This is a genomic window from Aquimarina algiphila (genome assembly GCF_007489275.1).
In the GTDB taxonomy this organism is placed as follows: Bacteria; Bacteroidota; Bacteroidia; order Flavobacteriales; family Flavobacteriaceae; genus Aquimarina; species Aquimarina algiphila.
Genome location: NZ_VLNR01000003.1, coordinates 164,677 through 181,669, shown reverse-complemented (window position 1 = coordinate 181,669; position 16,993 = coordinate 164,677). Strand labels below are relative to the sequence as shown.

The 16,993-nt window shown below is 35.5% G+C and carries 31 protein-coding genes; all 31 read right to left on the bottom strand.

Annotated features, from left to right (window positions below):
• Nucleotides 1-26 precede the first annotated feature (26 nt).
• Nucleotides 27-1,316, bottom strand: a complete 1,290-nt coding sequence (eno, locus tag FOF46_RS02515) for a phosphopyruvate hydratase (RefSeq protein ID WP_143915346.1) — start codon at nt 1,314-1,316, stop codon at nt 27-29.
• Nucleotides 1,317-1,502: 186 nt separating this feature from the next.
• Nucleotides 1,503-2,618 (bottom strand): glutamine-hydrolyzing carbamoyl-phosphate synthase small subunit, encoded by a 1,116-nt coding sequence (carA, locus tag FOF46_RS02510; RefSeq protein WP_143915345.1) that lies wholly within the window; start codon nt 2,616-2,618, stop codon nt 1,503-1,505.
• 209 nt (nt 2,619-2,827) lie between these two features.
• Nucleotides 2,828-3,307: a 50S ribosomal protein L17 gene (gene rplQ / locus FOF46_RS02505; RefSeq protein ID WP_109435163.1), complete on the bottom strand. Its 480-nt coding sequence runs from the start codon at nt 3,305-3,307 to the stop codon at nt 2,828-2,830.
• A 60-nt stretch (nt 3,308-3,367) separates the two neighbouring features.
• Nucleotides 3,368-4,360 (bottom strand): DNA-directed RNA polymerase subunit alpha, encoded by a 993-nt coding sequence (locus FOF46_RS02500; protein WP_024770856.1) that lies wholly within the window; start codon nt 4,358-4,360, stop codon nt 3,368-3,370.
• 23 nt (nt 4,361-4,383) lie between these two features.
• A complete protein-coding gene (rpsD, locus tag FOF46_RS02495) occupies nt 4,384-4,989 on the bottom strand; it encodes a 30S ribosomal protein S4 (protein ID WP_109435164.1) in 606 nt (201 codons plus the stop codon).
• Nucleotides 4,990-5,124: 135 nt separating this feature from the next.
• A complete protein-coding gene (rpsK, locus tag FOF46_RS02490) occupies nt 5,125-5,508 on the bottom strand; it encodes a 30S ribosomal protein S11 (RefSeq protein ID WP_025666464.1) in 384 nt (127 codons plus the stop codon).
• Between the two features lie 8 nt (nt 5,509-5,516).
• Nucleotides 5,517-5,891: a 30S ribosomal protein S13 gene (gene rpsM, locus FOF46_RS02485; RefSeq protein ID WP_109435165.1), complete on the bottom strand. Its 375-nt coding sequence runs from the start codon at nt 5,889-5,891 to the stop codon at nt 5,517-5,519.
• 2 nt (nt 5,892-5,893) lie between these two features.
• Nucleotides 5,894-6,010: a type B 50S ribosomal protein L36 gene (ykgO, locus tag FOF46_RS02480; protein WP_013621733.1), complete on the bottom strand. Its 117-nt coding sequence runs from the start codon at nt 6,008-6,010 to the stop codon at nt 5,894-5,896.
• A gap of 117 nt (nt 6,011-6,127) precedes the next feature.
• Nucleotides 6,128-6,343 (bottom strand): translation initiation factor IF-1, encoded by a 216-nt coding sequence (gene infA / locus FOF46_RS02475; RefSeq protein WP_008613577.1) that lies wholly within the window; start codon nt 6,341-6,343, stop codon nt 6,128-6,130.
• The gene (gene secY / locus FOF46_RS02470) at nt 6,343-7,683 is read right to left on the bottom strand and encodes a preprotein translocase subunit SecY (RefSeq protein ID WP_109435166.1); all 1,341 of its coding nucleotides are present in this window, start codon (nt 7,681-7,683) and stop codon (nt 6,343-6,345) included. Before secY ends, infA begins: the two co-directional genes overlap by 1 nt.
• A gap of 10 nt (nt 7,684-7,693) precedes the next feature.
• On the bottom strand, nt 7,694-8,146 hold the full coding sequence (gene rplO, locus FOF46_RS02465; protein WP_109435167.1) for a 50S ribosomal protein L15: 453 nt from the start codon (nt 8,144-8,146) through the stop codon (nt 7,694-7,696).
• A gap of 9 nt (nt 8,147-8,155) precedes the next feature.
• Nucleotides 8,156-8,335, bottom strand: coding sequence for a 50S ribosomal protein L30 (gene rpmD, locus FOF46_RS02460; protein WP_027392536.1), 180 nt, complete (start codon nt 8,333-8,335; stop codon nt 8,156-8,158).
• 10 nt (nt 8,336-8,345) lie between these two features.
• Entirely contained in the window at nt 8,346-8,870 is a 525-nt protein-coding gene (gene rpsE / locus FOF46_RS02455) for a 30S ribosomal protein S5 (protein WP_109435168.1), read from the bottom strand.
• 6 nt (nt 8,871-8,876) lie between these two features.
• A complete protein-coding gene (rplR, locus tag FOF46_RS02450; protein ID WP_109435169.1) occupies nt 8,877-9,233 on the bottom strand; it encodes a 50S ribosomal protein L18 in 357 nt (118 codons plus the stop codon).
• 11 nt (nt 9,234-9,244) lie between these two features.
• Nucleotides 9,245-9,787 carry a 50S ribosomal protein L6 gene (gene rplF / locus FOF46_RS02445; protein WP_109435170.1) on the bottom strand — a complete coding sequence of 181 codons (543 nt, stop codon included), beginning with the start codon at nt 9,785-9,787 and terminating at the stop codon, nt 9,245-9,247.
• A gap of 21 nt (nt 9,788-9,808) precedes the next feature.
• On the bottom strand, nt 9,809-10,207 hold the full coding sequence (gene rpsH, locus FOF46_RS02440; RefSeq protein ID WP_109435171.1) for a 30S ribosomal protein S8: 399 nt from the start codon (nt 10,205-10,207) through the stop codon (nt 9,809-9,811).
• Between the two features lie 70 nt (nt 10,208-10,277).
• A complete protein-coding gene (gene rpsN / locus FOF46_RS02435) occupies nt 10,278-10,547 on the bottom strand; it encodes a 30S ribosomal protein S14 (protein ID WP_108866676.1) in 270 nt (89 codons plus the stop codon).
• Between the two features lie 2 nt (nt 10,548-10,549).
• Complete coding sequence (gene rplE, locus FOF46_RS02430; RefSeq protein ID WP_109435172.1) at nt 10,550-11,101, bottom strand: 50S ribosomal protein L5; 552 nt, start codon at nt 11,099-11,101, stop codon at nt 10,550-10,552.
• Nucleotides 11,102-11,103: 2 nt separating this feature from the next.
• The gene (gene rplX, locus FOF46_RS02425; RefSeq protein WP_109435173.1) at nt 11,104-11,415 is read right to left on the bottom strand and encodes a 50S ribosomal protein L24; all 312 of its coding nucleotides are present in this window, start codon (nt 11,413-11,415) and stop codon (nt 11,104-11,106) included.
• Nucleotides 11,416-11,428: 13 nt separating this feature from the next.
• The gene (gene rplN / locus FOF46_RS02420) at nt 11,429-11,797 is read right to left on the bottom strand and encodes a 50S ribosomal protein L14 (RefSeq protein WP_027392543.1); all 369 of its coding nucleotides are present in this window, start codon (nt 11,795-11,797) and stop codon (nt 11,429-11,431) included.
• A gap of 2 nt (nt 11,798-11,799) precedes the next feature.
• The gene (rpsQ, locus tag FOF46_RS02415; RefSeq protein ID WP_024770871.1) at nt 11,800-12,057 is read right to left on the bottom strand and encodes a 30S ribosomal protein S17; all 258 of its coding nucleotides are present in this window, start codon (nt 12,055-12,057) and stop codon (nt 11,800-11,802) included.
• Between the two features lie 12 nt (nt 12,058-12,069).
• The gene (rpmC, locus tag FOF46_RS02410) at nt 12,070-12,264 is read right to left on the bottom strand and encodes a 50S ribosomal protein L29 (RefSeq protein ID WP_025666452.1); all 195 of its coding nucleotides are present in this window, start codon (nt 12,262-12,264) and stop codon (nt 12,070-12,072) included.
• A 13-nt stretch (nt 12,265-12,277) separates the two neighbouring features.
• Nucleotides 12,278-12,697 (bottom strand): 50S ribosomal protein L16, encoded by a 420-nt coding sequence (gene rplP / locus FOF46_RS02405; protein WP_109435175.1) that lies wholly within the window; start codon nt 12,695-12,697, stop codon nt 12,278-12,280.
• Nucleotides 12,698-12,717: 20 nt separating this feature from the next.
• Nucleotides 12,718-13,446, bottom strand: a complete 729-nt coding sequence (gene rpsC / locus FOF46_RS02400) for a 30S ribosomal protein S3 (RefSeq protein WP_109435176.1) — start codon at nt 13,444-13,446, stop codon at nt 12,718-12,720.
• Between the two features lie 8 nt (nt 13,447-13,454).
• Nucleotides 13,455-13,862 carry a 50S ribosomal protein L22 gene (rplV, locus tag FOF46_RS02395; protein WP_109435177.1) on the bottom strand — a complete coding sequence of 136 codons (408 nt, stop codon included), beginning with the start codon at nt 13,860-13,862 and terminating at the stop codon, nt 13,455-13,457.
• Between the two features lie 8 nt (nt 13,863-13,870).
• Entirely contained in the window at nt 13,871-14,149 is a 279-nt protein-coding gene (gene rpsS / locus FOF46_RS02390) for a 30S ribosomal protein S19 (RefSeq protein WP_024770876.1), read from the bottom strand.
• Nucleotides 14,150-14,155: 6 nt separating this feature from the next.
• A complete protein-coding gene (rplB, locus tag FOF46_RS02385; RefSeq protein ID WP_109435178.1) occupies nt 14,156-14,980 on the bottom strand; it encodes a 50S ribosomal protein L2 in 825 nt (274 codons plus the stop codon).
• Nucleotides 14,981-14,989: 9 nt separating this feature from the next.
• Nucleotides 14,990-15,280: a 50S ribosomal protein L23 gene (rplW, locus tag FOF46_RS02380; RefSeq protein ID WP_109435179.1), complete on the bottom strand. Its 291-nt coding sequence runs from the start codon at nt 15,278-15,280 to the stop codon at nt 14,990-14,992.
• Nucleotides 15,281-15,285: 5 nt separating this feature from the next.
• Nucleotides 15,286-15,915 (bottom strand): 50S ribosomal protein L4, encoded by a 630-nt coding sequence (gene rplD, locus FOF46_RS02375; protein WP_109435180.1) that lies wholly within the window; start codon nt 15,913-15,915, stop codon nt 15,286-15,288.
• On the bottom strand, nt 15,915-16,532 hold the full coding sequence (gene rplC / locus FOF46_RS02370) for a 50S ribosomal protein L3 (RefSeq protein WP_143915344.1): 618 nt from the start codon (nt 16,530-16,532) through the stop codon (nt 15,915-15,917). Before rplC ends, rplD begins: the two co-directional genes overlap by 1 nt.
• A 147-nt stretch (nt 16,533-16,679) precedes the next feature.
• On the bottom strand, nt 16,680-16,985 hold the full coding sequence (gene rpsJ / locus FOF46_RS02365; protein WP_010181931.1) for a 30S ribosomal protein S10: 306 nt from the start codon (nt 16,983-16,985) through the stop codon (nt 16,680-16,682).
• Between the last annotated feature and the right edge of the window lie 8 nt (nt 16,986-16,993).

Genomic DNA, 16,993 nt, shown 5'->3' with positions numbered 1-16,993 from the left:
CTCTTTGTTACTATTAATATATCGTATTATTTTATCTTAAAAGCGTTCTCTTTTGGATAGTAAGCAACAACACCTAATTCTTCTTCTATACGAAGTAATTGATTGTATTTTGCCATTCTATCACTTCTAGATGCAGAACCTGTTTTTATCTGTCCTGTATTTAAAGCTACTGCCAAATCTGCTATTGTATTATCTTCGGTTTCACCAGATCGATGAGACATTACAGAAGTATATCCCGCATTATGAGCCATATTAACTGCTGCAATAGTTTCGGTAAGTGTTCCTATTTGATTAACTTTAATAAGAATTGAATTTGCAATACCATTTTCAATTCCTCTAGACAATCTTTCAACATTGGTTACGAATAAATCATCTCCAACTAACTGAACTTTATCTCCTATTTTATCTGTAAGGTATTTCCAACCATCCCAATCATTTTCGTCCATACCATCTTCTATAGAAATAATAGGATACTTTGAAGCGAGCTCTGCAAGGTAATCAGCCTGCTCTTCACTTGTACGAATTACTCCGGTATCTCCTTCAAATTTGGTGTAATCATATTTACCATCAACATAAAATTCTGCTGCGGCACAATCTAGAGCAACCATTACCTCGTCTCCAAATTTATATCCTGCCTTTTCCACAGCTAGAGCAATCGAATCCAAAGCATCTTCTGTACCATCTAAAGTCGGAGCAAAACCACCTTCGTCACCAACAGCAGTACTTAATCCTCTATCATGTAATACCTTCTTAAGATTATGAAAGATCTCTGTTCCCATTTGCATGGCATGAGTAAAATTCTCAGCTTTTACAGGCATCACCATAAATTCTTGAAATGCTATTGGCGCATCGCTATGTGATCCACCATTAATTATATTCATCATAGGAACAGGAAGTGTATTAGCACTCACTCCTCCAACATAACGGTACAACGGCATGTTTAATTCATTTGCAGCTGCTTTTGCAGCCGCTAAAGAAACACCTAGAATTGCGTTCGCCCCAAGTTTTGATTTATTAGGAGTTCCATCAAGTTCTATCATAGTTCGATCTAATAAATTCTGATCAAATATAGAATAGCCTAGTAACTCTTCAGCAATTATTGTATTTACATTTTCAACAGCCTTAAGCACTCCTTTACCTATATAGTTTTTACCTCCATCACGTAACTCTACAGCTTCGTGTTCTCCAGTGGACGCTCCAGAAGGAACCGCTGCTCTTCCTAGAACACCATTTTCAGTAATCACGTCTACTTCTACAGTTGGGTTACCACGTGAATCTAAGATCTGTCTAGCGTGAATATTAATAATTACACTCATGTCTTTAATTTATTTTGTTGGATAATTTTAATTCTTCGCAATATACAAAACCAGTAAACTTTAATCCCTTCAAAAAAGTCTTAATTTACTAGTAAAACCACAATGTTATAGTCAAGTTATCAACTATAACGTTATAGCATAATACATTGCAAAAATGCTTTACATATCATTTAAACAATCTAAGTTTTACGCAGTAATTTTTGCGTTCTTAATATTTTCAATAAACTGATCAAATAAGTAAACTGAATCATTTGGTCCCGGACTAGCTTCTGGATGGTATTGTACAGAGAAACAATTCTTATTTTTCATTTTAATCCCTGCAACTGTATGATCATTTAAATGCACATGTGTTATTTCTACCTCAGGATGTTTTTCAGTTTCTTCTCTATGTATTGCAAAACCATGATTCTGAGAAGTAATCTCCCCTTTACCTGTAATTAGGTTTTTTACAGGATGATTAATTCCTCTATGCCCATTATGCATTTTATAAGTACTAATCCCATTAGCCAATGCAATAACCTGATGCCCTAAACATATACCAAAAAGTGGTAAGTCATTAGCTAAAATATCTTTTGCCGTCGCGATAGCCTCTGTTAATGGCTCAGGATCTCCAGGTCCATTTGATAAGAAATATCCATCAGGACCCCATTCACTCATCTCTGCAAAGGTGGCATTATATGGAAACACTTTTACATAAGCATCTCTTTGGGTTAGATTACGAAGAATATTTTTCTTTATCCCTATGTCCAATGCCGAAATTTTATAAGTAGCATTAGGATCTCCAACAAAATAAGGTTCAGATGTAGAAACTTTTGAGGCCAACTCTAAACCATTCATGTTAGGCACTGCTGCCAATTGTTCTTTTAATTTATCTATATCATCTATTTCAGTTGAAATGACAGCATTCATCGCTCCATTATCTCTAATATAGCTTACTAAAGCCCGTGTATCTACATCAGAAATTGCCAGGAGGTTATTTTTCTCTAAAAATTCTTGTAAAGAACTATCCGCAAGGTCACGAGAATATTCATAACTAAAGTTCTTTACTATAAGTCCAGCAATTTTTACAGAATCTGACTCGACCTCTTCATCATTAGTACCATAATTACCAATATGGGCATTAGTGGTAACCATTAATTGTCCATAATATGAAGGATCAGTAAAAATCTCCTGATAACCTGTCATACCCGTATTAAAACATACTTCACCAAAGGCACTACCCTCTTTACCGACAGCTTTACCGTGAAAAATTGTACCATCAGCTAATAACAGGATTGCTTTTTTTCGAGATTGATATTTCATTTATTTACGTTTATTGTTTTCAAAAATCTTTCAGAATCTACAAAGTAACTATATTGTTACTATAATAATTTCAAATTCTGTTATCTTCTATTTAATTTAACAACATATTTCCTTTAAGGCGGAAATTAAACCATTACAATTATTCAAAAAAAAAGGATAAACGGCGAACGTTTATCCTTTTAGTATTATGTGTGATATACACTATTCATTTATTCTTCTTCAGAATTAGCAGTTTCTTTAGCTGGTGCCGCCGGAGCAGTTTCAGCTTTCTTTCCTTTTCCTCCTCTTCTTCTTGCTTTCTTCTTTGCAGGTTTTCCAGCGTTATATAACTCGTTATAATCCACTAGTTCAATCATTGCCATATCAGCATTATCACCTAGACGATTTCCAAGTTTAATAATCCTTGTATATCCTCCTGGTCTATCTCCTACCTTTGGTGCAACGTCTCTAAATAGTTCGGTTACTGCATATTTATTGCGTAATCTACTAAAAACAATACGTCGGTTATGAGTAGTATCTTCTTTAGATTTAGTTACTAACGGCTCCACAAATTGCTTAAGCGCTTTTGCTTTTGCAACTGTAGTATTGATTCTTTTGTGCTCTATTAGAGAACAAGCCATATTCGCAAGCATAGCTTTACGATGTGCCGTTTTTCTCCCTAAATGATTTACTTTCTTTCCGTGTCTCATGACATTTAATTTTAATCATCATCTTGCTTCAACCCTTTCTGGGGAGCAAAATATGATGGATTAGTCTTTATCTAATTTATATTTAGAAAGATCCATACCAAAGTTAAGTCCTTTAACATTAACTAGCTCTTCAAGCTCGGTTAAAGATTTCTTACCAAAGTTACGGAACTTCATTAAGTCATTTTTATTATAAGATACTAAGTCTCCTAAAGTGTCTACCTCTGCAGCTTTTAAACAGTTAAGTGCACGTACAGAGAGATCCATATCGATCAACTTTGTTTTTAACAATTGTCTCATGTGAAGTGATTCTTCATCATAAGTTTCTGTTTGTGCAATCTCATCAGCTTCTAATGTAATACGCTCATCAGAGAATAACATAAAGTGATGAATTAATATTTTAGCAGCTTCAGTTAATGCATCTTTTGGATGAATAGATCCGTCAGTTACAATTTCGAAAACTAATTTTTCGTAATCTGTTTTTTGCTCTACACGATAATTCTCAATGCTATATTTAACATTTTTAATCGGAGTGTATATAGAATCTGTAAAAATGGTTCCAATAGGAGCGTTAGCTTTCTTATTTTCTTCAGCAGGAACATAACCTCTACCTTTTTCAATAGTAATCTCAAGGTTAAGTGCTACTTTTTTATCCATATTACAGATAACTAGATCAGGATTCAATACCTGAAATCCAGAAATAAATTTCTGAAAATCTCCAGCAGTTAATTGCTCTTGACCTGAAATAGAAATAGTAACAGATTCATTATCTATATCTTCTATCTGACGCTTAAAACGTACTTGCTTAAGATTTAAGATAATTTCTGTAACATCTTCTACTACTCCAGAGATTGTAGAGAACTCATGATCTACACCTTCTATTCTAAGAGAAGTTATAGCGAATCCTTCTAAAGAAGATAGCAAAACTCTTCGTAAAGCATTACCAACTGTTAATCCATACCCTGGTTCTAATGGTCTAAATTCAAATTTACCATCGAACTCAGTAGAGTCGATCATGATAACTTTATCGGGCTTCTGAAAATTTAATATTGCCATGTTATTTTTTCTTCTTAGAGTTATTACTTAGAGTATAATTCGACAATGAATTGTTCGTTTATATTTTCCGGAATCTGAATTCTTGCCGGAACCGACACAAAAGTACCTTCTTTAGTATCGTTATTGAATGTAATCCACTCATATACTTTGCTATTATTAGCAAGAGAATTTTGAATTACTTCTAATGATTTTGATTTTTCTCTTACTCCAACCACATCTCCAGCTCTTAATTGGTAAGACGGAATGTTAACTTGTTGACCATTAACAGTAATATGCCTGTGAGAAACCAATTGTCTTGCTCCTCTACGAGAATTTGCTAATCCCATTCTGAATACTACATTATCCAAACGTGATTCACATAACTGAAGTAACACTTCACCAGTAATACCTTGTGCACGTGTAGCTTTTTCGAACATATTACGGAACTGACGTTCTAGAACACCATAAGTATATTTTGCTTTTTGCTTTTCCATTAACTGGATAGCATATTCACTTTTCTTACCTCTACGTCTGTTATTTCCGTGTTGCCCTGGAGGGTAATTTCTTTTTTCGAATGATTTATCATCTCCGAATATCGCTTCACCAAATTTACGAGCGATTTTAGTTTTTGGACCAGTATATCTTGCCATTATTAATAATTTAGTTACTGAGGATGATTATGAATTAAGGTCTCTTTCCTTCGATAATCATTTTTCCCCATTTAGATTTACTTACTTATTTTAATTTATATATAATAAAGATCCCGAACAATGTTCGGGATAAAATTATACTCTACGTCTTTTAGGAGGGCGACATCCATTATGAGGCATTGGAGTTACATCAATGATTTCTGAAACTTCAATTCCTGAATTATGAAGAGAACGTATTGCTGATTCTCTACCATTACCTGGACCTTTTACGTATACTTTCACTTTCTTAAGTCCTGCTTCGATAGCAACTTTAGAAGCATCTTCTGCAGCCAATTGAGCCGCATAAGGAGTATTCTTTTTAGAACCTCTAAAGCCCATTTTACCAGCAGAAGACCATGAAATAACGTCTCCTTTTTTATTTGTTAGTGAGATAATAATGTTGTTAAAAGAAGCTGTTACGTGTGCTTCTCCAACAGACTCAACAATTACCTTACGTTTTTTTGAAGTTGACTTTGCCATACTACTTATTATTTAGTCGCTTTTTTCTTGTTAGCAACTGTTTTTCTTCTTCCTTTACGTGTTCTAGAGTTATTCTTAGTACGTTGTCCTCTAAGCGGTAAACCAGCTCTATGACGAATACCTCTGTAACATCCTATATCCATAAGACGTTTGATATTCAACTGTACTTCAGAACGTAATTCTCCTTCTATGGTATAGGCTCCAACGGCTTCACGGATAAGACCAATTTGGTCATCATTCCAATCAGAAACTTTTATACTCTCATCTACTTTGGCAGTTGCTAAAATCTCTTTAGCTCTACTTCTACCAATTCCGAAGATATAGGTTAATGCTATAACTCCTCGCTTTTGTTTAGGTATATCTACCCCTGCAATTCTTGCCATAATTACCCTTGTCTTTGTTTAAATCTAGGATTCTTTTTATTAATCACGTAAAGTCGGCCTTTTCTACGCACAATCTTGCACTCGGCACTTCTCTTTTTTATTGATGCTCTAACTTTCATCTCTTTGTTTTTAATTTCTAAAACACGTCGAAACATATTTTAAAATGAATCAGTAACAAGATTTTTCAGCCTGCAAAAGTACACAAAAAATCTTAATTTACAATATTCTTAATTTATTTAGTATCTATATGTTATCCGAGCCTTAGTTAAATCATAAGGACTCATTTCTAACTTCACTTTATCTCCTGGTAATAATTTTATATAATGCATACGCATTTTACCAGATATATGGGCAGTCACAACGTGACCATTTTCTAACTCAACTCGAAACATTGCATTAGACAATGCCTCTATAATACTTCCGTCTTGTTCTATTGCCGGTTGCTTTGCCATTATGCTACTGCTTTACGGTTTTTACCTGTTTTCATCAATCCATCATAATGTCTATTCAACAAATATGAATTAACCTGTTGCATCGTATCAATTGCTACACCTACCATAATAAGTAGTGATGTTCCTCCAAAAAATAACGCCCAACCTTGTTGCACATCTAATAACTTAACCGCTATTGCAGGGAATACTGCTATTAAAGCTAAGAAAATTGAACCTGGCAATGTAATTTGTGACATTATCTTATCTAAGTATTCTGAAGTTTCACTTCCTGGTCTAATACCCGGAATAAAACCTCCACTACGTTTTAAATCATCTGCCATTTTATTTGTAGGTACTGTAATTGCGGTATAAAAATATGTAAACACAATAATAAGCACCGCAAATAGAACATTATACCAAAGTCCAAAAATATCACTAAAAGCAGCTGCCACACCTTGCGAAGCGTCTGAATCTGAAAGACCAGCAACCGCCGCAGGAACAAACATAATTGCCTGAGCAAAGATAATTGGCATTACACCAGAAGCATTTAATTTTAATGGTATATATTGACGAGATCCAAAAACATTTTTCTCATATCCACCACCTGCTGTTCTTCTCGCATACTGAACTGGTATCTGACGAACAGCCATTACTAACAGAACAGAAGCTAAAATGATTACAAACCAGATAACAAGCTCAATTAAAACCATTATCATTCCACCACCATCACCAGAAACTCTTGAAGAAAAGTTCTGTACAAATGATTGCGGAAGTGTAGCGATAATACCTACCATAATCAATAAGGAGATACCATTACCTATACCTTTATCTGTAATCTTCTCACCTAACCACATTGCAAAAATACAACCAGTAGATATTATGATTACAGAAGATACAACAAAAACTGTTTGACTTATTTCAGCACTAAATGCAGAGGGAGGAAGTGTAGCAAATAAATTATAAATGTACCCAGGCCCTTGAACCAAAGTAATAGCAATAGTTAACCAACGTGTAATTTGGTTAATCTTTTTTCTACCGCTCTCTCCTTCTTTTTGTAATTTTTGTAAATATGGAATTGCTATTCCCATTAACTGCACTACAATAGAAGCAGATATATATGGCATAATACCTAGTGCAAATACTGAAGCATTAGCAAAAGCTCCTCCTGTAAATGCATTAAGGAGTCCCAGCAAACCGTCTTGGGTCTGTGTACCAAGGTTTGCTAGTTCTGAGGCATCTATTCCTGGAAGTACTACTTGTGCTCCGAATCGATATACTAAAAGAAGTCCTAGTGTAACTAAAATTCTATTCTTTAGCTCTTCGATTTTCCAAATGTTTTTTATTGTATCAATAAATTTCATGAATTGTCTATTATAAGGTTACTGCTTCACCACCTGCTGCTTCTATCGCAGCTTTTGCAGTGGCTGTAAATTTGTGAGCTGAGACTTTTAATTTAGCCTTCAGTTCACCTCTTCCCAATATTTTAACCAAATCATTTTTCCCAGCAAGACGTGTATTTAAAAACACATCCAGATCCGCAATATCTTTAATTTTTCCATCATCTACTAACTTTTGTAGTGTGTCTAAATTAATCCCCTGATATTCTTTTCTGTTAATGTTTTTGAAACCAAACTTTGGCACACGTCTTTGAAGTGGCATTTGTCCTCCTTCAAAACCGATCTTTTTAGAATAACCAGATCTTGATTTCGCTCCTTTATGTCCACGAGTAGCAGTTCCTCCTTTACCAGAACCTTGTCCGCGACCTACTCGCTTACTATTATTTTTTACCGAACCTGCAGCAGGTTTTAAGTTACTTAAATCCATTTGCTTTAATTATTTTGTTTCTACAGAAACTAAATGTTTAACTTTATTTACCATCCCAAGGATATTCGGAGTATCATCATGCTCCACAACCTGGCCGATCTTTTTAAGACCCAGAGCTTCTAAGGTTCTCTTTTGTCTTTGAGTGCGGTTAATTGCACTTTTTACTTTAGTAATTTTAATCTTTGCCATCGTTCCTGATTTATCCTTTAAACACTTTCTCTAGTGAAACACCTCTTTGAGCTGCTACCTGCTGCGCACTACGCATCTGTAACAGAGCATCAAATGTTGCTTTCACCACATTGTGTGGGTTAGACGATCCTTGGTTCTTAGAAAGTACATCATGTACTCCTACAGATTCTAATACTGCACGAATAGCACCACCAGCAATTACCCCGGTACCAGTTGCAGCAGGTAAAAGCAATACTCTTGCTCCACCATACTTACCTTTTTGTTCGTGTGGCAAAGTACCCTTATGTAATGGAATACGAACCAAATTCTTTTTTGCATCTTCTACTGCCTTAGCGATAGCTTCTGCTACCTCTTTAGACTTTCCTAAACCATGACCTACAACACCATTTTCATCACCAACAACAACAATTGCAGAGAAACCAAATGCTCTACCACCTTTTGTTACCTTAGTCACACGTTGCACACCAACTAAACGATCTTTAAGTTCAAGTCCGCTTGGTTTTACTAATTCTGCGTTTTTATATTTCTGATACATAATTTCTTAGAATTTAAGTCCTGCTTCTCTAGCACCTTCTGCTAATGATTTTACTCTACCGTGATATAAATATCCTCCTCTATCAAAGGACACAGTCTCGATACCAGCTTTCTTAGCTTTTTCTGCTAGCGCTTTCCCTACCAAGTTTGCTTTTTCTATTTTATTTCCTGTTGCCGAAGCAATGTCTTTATCTCTTGAAGAAACAGCACTGATAGTTTTACCAGTTACATCATCTATAACCTGAGCATAGATTTCTTTATTACTTCTAAAAACAGATAATCTAGGACGTTGTTCTGTTCCGCTTACACTTCCGCGGATACGCTTTCTTATCTTTAATCTTCTTAAATCTTTTGAGAATGCCATAACGTTAGTTATTATGCAGATTTACCTGCTTTTCTTCTTAATTGTTCTCCTACGAATTTGATTCCCTTCCCTTTGTAAGGTTCTGGTTTACGGAAGCCTCTAATTTTAGCTGCTATCTGTCCTACCAATTGCTTATCATGAGAAGTTAATTTTACTATAGGATTTTTACCTTTTTCTGAAATTGTTTCAACCTTAACTTCTGGTGCTAAGTCTAAAACTATATTATGAGAGAATCCTAAAGCCAAATCTAATTTCTGACCTTGATTAGAAGCTCTGTAACCAACTCCTACCAATTCTAACTCTTTAGTAAATCCTTCAGAAACACCAACTATCATATTATTAATCAAAGCTCTGTACAAACCGTGCTTTGCCTTATGATCTTTAGCTTCAGTAGGTCTTTCTAAAACTACCTGGCCTTCCTCTACTTTCACATCGATACTATCGATATCTTGAGAAAGCTCTCCTAATTTTCCTTTAACAGTAACAACATTACCTGTCACTTCAACAGTGACACCAGACGGAATAGTTACTGGATTTTTTCCTATTCTTGACATTTCTTTTGTCCTTTTATACTGTTAATATACGTAACAAAGCACTTCACCACCTACGTTCTCTTGCTTAGCGCGCTTACCGGTCATTACACCGTGAGAAGTAGAAACTATCGCAATACCTAATCCATTAAGAATTCTTGGAATATCATTTGACCCAGCATACTTACGTAAACCTGGCTTACTGATTCTCTGTAACTCTTTAATAACTGGCTCTTTAGTTAACTTGTTGTACTTAAGTGCTATCTTGATAGTACCTTGTGTAGTATTATCTTCAAATTTATAACTCAAAATATATCCTTGATCGAATAATATTTTAGTGATCTCTTTTTTAACCTTCGATGCAGGGATCTCAACCACTCTGTGTTGAGCACTATTTGCATTACGAATTCTGGTTAAATAATCTGCTATAGGATCTGTATTCATTGTATTTAATTTTTGGTATTGGTTTTCAATTTGTTTAATCGAACCTTAAACCAATTAATTTAATTTATTATTACCAACTAGCTTTTGTAACACCTGGAATTAATCCCTTATTCGCCATTTCTCTGAAAGTAACACGAGAAATTCCAAATTGACGCATATATCCTTTTGGTCTTCCTGTTAGCTTACAGCGATTATGTTTGCGAACTGGTGAAGCATTTTTAGGCAACTTCTGTAATGCTTCATAATCGCCAGCTTCTTTTAAAGCTTTACGTTTTTCAGCATATTTCTCTACAGTTTTTGCTCTTTTCACCTCACGGGCTTTCATTGATTCTTTAGCCATAATTAATTCTTTTTAAAAGGTAATCCTAGTTCGGTTAACAATGATTTTGCTTCTTTATCGGTTTTTGCCGAAGTTTCGAAGGTAATATTCATTCCAGAAATCTTATTTACTTTATCAATATCGATTTCAGGGAAAATAATCTGTTCCAGAATACCTAATGAGTAATTACCTCTACCATCAAAACCTGTAGCTTTTATTCCGCTAAAATCTCTAACACGTGGTAAGGCAGAAGTTATCAAACGATCTAAAAACTCATACATTCTTTCTCCTCTTAACGTAACCTTTGCTCCAATTGGCATTCCTTTACGTAATTTGAAAGAAGCAACATCTTTTTTAGAAATTGTCGCTATAGCCTTCTGACCAGTTATAGTTGTTAATTCGTCTACTGCATAGTCGATTAACTTCTTATCAGCTACTGCAGCTCCAACACCTCTACTTAAAACAATTTTTTTAAGCTTTGGTACTTGCATTACATTATCATAGCTGAATTCTTCTGTAAGAGCTGACATTACTCTGTCTTTGTACTCTTGTTTTAATCTTGGGATATAAGCCATAATTATATTACTTCATTAGATTTTTTAGAAAATCTCACTTTCTTATCTCCTTCTACTCTATATCCAATTCTTGTAGTTTCTCCTTTAGAAGTTAACAACGATAAATTAGAAATATGAATAGGTGCTTCTTGTTTTACAATTCCTCCTTGTGGATTTGTTGCACTAGGCTTTTGGTGTTTTGAAACTAAATTAACACCTTCTACGATCGCCTTGTTTTTATCTTTCAATACTTTTTGCACCGTACCCTCTTGACCTTTATTGTCTCCAGCGATAACTCGTACTGTATCTCCTGATTTTATTTTTAGCTTAGTCATCTTTACAAATGTTTTAAAGCACTTCTGGCGCTAGTGAAACAATCTTCATGAATTGCTTGTCACGAAGTTCTCTTGCAACAGGACCAAAAACACGTGTTCCTCTCATTTCTCCTGCAGGGTTCAAAAGAACACATGCATTATCATCGAAACGAATATAAGAACCATCTGGTCTGCGCACTTCTTTCTTGGTACGAACTACAACTGCAGTAGAAACGGCTCCTTTTTTAATGTTTCCATTTGGAGTTGCTTCTTTTACACTGACAACGATTTTGTCTCCTACAGAGGCGTATCTTCTTTTTGTACCACCTAAAACACGAATGACTAAAACTTCTTTACCACCTGTGTTGTCTGCTACTTTTAATCTAGACTCTTGTTGTACCATAATTACTTCGCTCTTTCAATTACTTCTACTAATCTCCAGCATTTGGTTTTACTCATAGGTCTTGTTTCCATGATCTTTACAGTATCACCAATATTGCAGTCGTTCTTTTCATCGTGTGCAACGTATTTTTTCGTTTTCAACACGAACTTTCCGTACATCGGGTGTTTTACCTTTTTAACTTCAGCAACCACAATTGATTTCTGCATTTTGTTACTAGTAACAACACCTATACGTTCTTTTCTTAAATTTCTTTTTTCCATCTTTCAGCAGAATTAACCGTTTAATTCTCTTTTTGTTAGCTCTGTAGCCATTCTCGCAATAGATCTTCTTACTTTACGTAATTGTAAAGGGTTTTCTAGCGGTGACATGGCATGAGCCATTCTTAAATCTGAATACGCTTTTTGAGATTTACCAAGTTCCTCTTGTAATTCAGCTGTAGATAATTCTTTTACTTCTGATTGTTTCATAGTCTCTCAAATATTAAGCTTGATAATCTCTAGCTACGATAAACTTAGTTTTTACAGGAAGTTTTTGTGCTGCAAGACGTAATGCTTCTTTAGCAACGTCATAAGACACACCACTTATTTCAAATAAAATTCTTCCTGGTTTTACTACTGCTGCCCAATACTCAACAGCACCTTTTCCTTTACCCATACGTACTTCAAGAGGTTTCTTAGTGATAGGCTTGTCCGGGAAAATTTTAATCCACAGAGCACCTTCTCTTTTCATATAACGAGTAGCAGAAATACGAGCTGCTTCTATTTGTCTAGCAGTAACAAAACTTGAATCTAATGATTTAATTCCGAAGGTACCGTTAGAAAGTGTATGTCCTCTTTGGGAAAGACCTTTCATACGTCCTTTTTGTTGTTTACGGAATTTTGTTCTTTTAGGCTGTAACATTGTTAATTTACTTTAAAAAATTACTTTCTACGACGAGATTTGTTATTACCTCCTCGTCCACCTCCACGGTTGTCACCTTTTCCTTGTTTCTTGGATAAACCAACTAAAGGAGAAAGTTCTCTTTTACCATATACTTCACCTTTCATGATCCACACTTTAATACCCAATCTACCGTAAGTAGTATGAGCTTCTACTAAAGCATAATCTATGTCAGCTCTAAATGTTGATAAAGGAATACGACCTTCTTTATAAGACTCTGAACGTGCCATCTCTGCCCCATTCAAACGTCCTGAAATCTGAATCTTAATACCTTCTGCATTCATTCTAATTGCAGCCGCGATAGCCATCTTGATAGCACGACGATATGAAATACGACTTTCAATCTGTCTTGCTACACTAGATCCTACTAAAAATGAATCAAGTTCTGGTCTTTTGATTTCAAAAATATTGATCTGAACTTCCTTTTCAGTAATTTTCTTAAGCTCTTCTTTCAACTTGTCTACCTCCTGTCCACCTTTTCCGATAATGATACCCGGTCTGGCAGTGGTGATAGTAACGGTTACAAGTTTAAGCGTACGCTCAATAATTACTCTAGATACACTAGCTTTTGATAAACGTGCGTGTACATACTTTCTAATCTTATCGTCTTCGGCAAGTTTATCACCGTAGTCATTACCTCCATACCAGTTGGATTCCCATCCTCTGATAATACCAAGGCGATTTCCGATTGGATTTGTCTTCTGTCCCATATCTATTATTAGCTTTGTGTATTATTGTTTGCTGCAACCACAATTGTAACGTGATTAGAGCGTTTTCTTATTCTGTGTGCACGACCTTGTGGAGCAGGACGAAGTCTTTTTAACATACTTCCTCCGTCTACACGGATCTCTTTTACAAAAAGATCAGCATCTTCGATGCTAGCGTCTTCATTTTTCGCCTGCCAATTAGCTATTGCTGAAAGCAATAACTTCTCCAAACGACGTGATGCTTCTTTAGGGTTAAATCTAAGAATCTGAAGCGCCTTTTCAACTTTTACACCACGTACAAGATCAGCTACTAAACGCATCTTACGAGGTGATGTAGGGCAGTTATTAAGTTTAGCAAAAGCAATCTGCTTTTTCTCTTCCTTAATTCTATCTGCCATTTCTCTTTTACGAACTCCCATGACTTAAATTATTTTTTACCTTTATTTTTAGCACCAGCGTGGCCTCTAAAGGAACGTGTTGGCGAAAATTCTCCTAATTTATGTCCCACCATGTTTTCTGTAATATATACAGGTACAAATTGGCGACCATTATGTACTGCGATTGTTTGACCTACAAAATCAGGTGTTATCATCGAAGCTCTTGACCACGTTTTGATTACTGATTTTTTGTTAGCTTCAACATTTGCAGCCACTTTTTTCTCTAACTTATAGTGAACGTAAGGTCCTTTTTTTAATGAACGTGCCATATCTTATTATTTCTTTCTACGTTCTACAATATACTTATTACTCGCTTTCGTCTTAGAACGGGTTCTATATCCTTTTGCAGGAAGACCTTTTCTAGAACGTGGGTGACCTCCAGAAGAACGTCCTTCACCACCACCCATTGGGTGATCGACAGGGTTCATCGCTACAGGTCTAGTACGTGGACGACGACCTAGCCATCTTGTTCTACCTGCTTTACCACCAACGATCAACTGATGATCACTGTTTGATATCGCTCCAATAGTAGCCATACAATTAACTAGTATCATCCTTACTTCTCCAGAAGGTAATTTTACAGTAGCAAACTTACCATCTCTTGCCATAAGCTGAGCAAACGAACCAGCACTACGAGCCATAACGGCACCTTGACCTGGACGTAATTCTATACAAGAAATAATAGTTCCTAAAGGGATATCACTTAATGGCATTGCATTTCCGATCTCTGGAGCAACGTTACTACCAGAAACTATGTTTTGACCAACTTGCAAACCATTTTGAGCTATAACATAACGCTTCTCACCATCCTGATAATTAACAAGCGCTATAAATGCAGTTCTGTTTGGATCGTACTCTATTGTAGCAACTGTAGCAGGGATTCCTTGCTTATCTCGCTTAAAATCAATAATACGATACCTTTTTTTATGACCACCACCTTTATAGCGCATGGTCATTTTTCCTTGACTGTTTCTACCTCCAGATCTTTTTTTCGGAGCCAATAGGCTTTTTTCCGGCTTATCAGTAGTAATGGCGTCAAATCCATTTACTACTCTAAAACGCTGACCTGGGGTAATTGGCTTTAATTTTCTTACTGACATTTTTTAGTCTTAAAGATTACTATATAAATCAATTACTTCACCTTCCGCCACCTGTACAATTGCTTTTTTATATGCACTTGTTTTACCAGTGACCATACCCGTTTTTGTATAACGTGTACTACGGTCTGGACGGACATTTAATGTTCGAACTTTAGTAACAGATACACCGTAAGCAGCCTCAACTGCTTTTTTGATCTCTACCTTATTCGCTTTCTTATCTACTACAAAACCATAGCGATTATACACTTCACTATCTGCAGTAGCCTTTTCCGTAATAATAGGTTTTATTAAGATACTCATGGCTTCTATTTACTTAAATTCGTTTCAATTCCTTTCAAAGAACCTTCCAAAAGTATAACACTATTAGCATTAAGTATTTTATAAGTACTTAATTCTGAAGCAGTTACAACTTCCGAACTTTTCAAATTGCGTGACGACAAATATACATTTTTATTTGACTCAGCCAACACAAACAAAGATTTTTTGTTTTCAAGCCCTAAAGACTTCAAAACAGCAGTAAAATTCTTAGTTTTTACAGTATCAAAAGTAAAATCCTCTACAACCGTAATTGCCTTGTCATTTGCCTTAATACTCAATGCTGATTTACGCGCTAACCTTTTCAGGTTTTTATTCAATTTGAACGAATAGTTACGTGGTCTTGGACCAAATACTCTACCCCCTCCTTTAAAAATAGGAGACTTAATACTACCTGCTCTGGCAGTACCTGTTCCTTTTTGTTTCTTTATCTTTCTAGTACTACCTGCGATATCTGCACGTTCCTTAGCCTTATGAGTTCCTTGACGTTGATTAGCCAAGTATTGTTTCACATCTAAGTACACAGCATGATCGTTTGGCTCAATACCAAAAACAGTATCAGAAAGGTCTGCCTTTCTTCCTGTTTCTTTTCCGTTTATATCAATTACCGCTACTTTCATTACTTCTGAATCGTTACATAAGCGTTTTTATGTCCAGGAACACATCCTTTAACAACAAGCAAATTCTTTTCAGGAACTACTTTTAACACTCTTAAGTTTTGAATTTTTACTTGATCTCCACCCATTCTTCCTGCCATTTTCATTCCTTTGAAAACTCTTGCAGGATAAGATGCAGCACCTATAGAACCTGGAGCTCTTAAACGGTTATGCTGACCATGAGTTGCTTGACCTACACCACCAAAGTTGTGTCTTTTCACAACCCCTTGAAAACCTTTTCCTTTAGAAGTTGCTGAAACATCAACAAATTCTCCTTCAGCAAAATGCTCTACTGTTACTGTATCTCCTAATTTGTACTCCTCCTCAAAACTTTTGAATTCGACAACTTTACGTTTAGCAACAGTTCCTGCTTTTTTAAAGTGACCTAAAGCCGCTTTAGTAGCATTTTTGTCTGCTTTGTCATCGAAACCTAGCTGAATAGCCTCATAACCATCAACCTCTTTAGTTCTGACTTGGGTAACCACGCATGGCCCAGCTTCGATAACTGTACATGGAATATTCCTTCCATTTTCGTCGAAGATGCTGGTCATACCGATCTTTTTTCCTATTAACCCAGACATATTTATTAATTATTAATTAGTATTCATTTTTATTTTTGCAAAAAAACAGGGTCAAAATACTTCAACCCTGAATGTATTTTTTTGCCGTTTTTCCCTTGCGCGCAGCTTGGGACATTTATCGTAAGACCTTCTTACTTAAAAGCTGTATCAAACTTTGATCTCAACCTCTACTCCACTTGGTAATTCTAGCTTCATCAACGCATCAATTGTTTTTGAAGACGAGCTATAAATATCCAAAAGTCTTTTATAAGAACTTAATTGAAATTGCTCTCTAGATTTCTTATTAACGTGCGGAGAACGTAATACTGTAAAAATCTTCTTATGTGTTGGCAATGGAATTGGCCCAGTTACTACAGCACCAGTACTCTTTACCGTCTTTACGATTTTCTCAGCAGACTTATCCACCAAATTATGATCGTAAGATTTTAGTTTTATTCTAATTTTTTGACTCATTTCTGTAA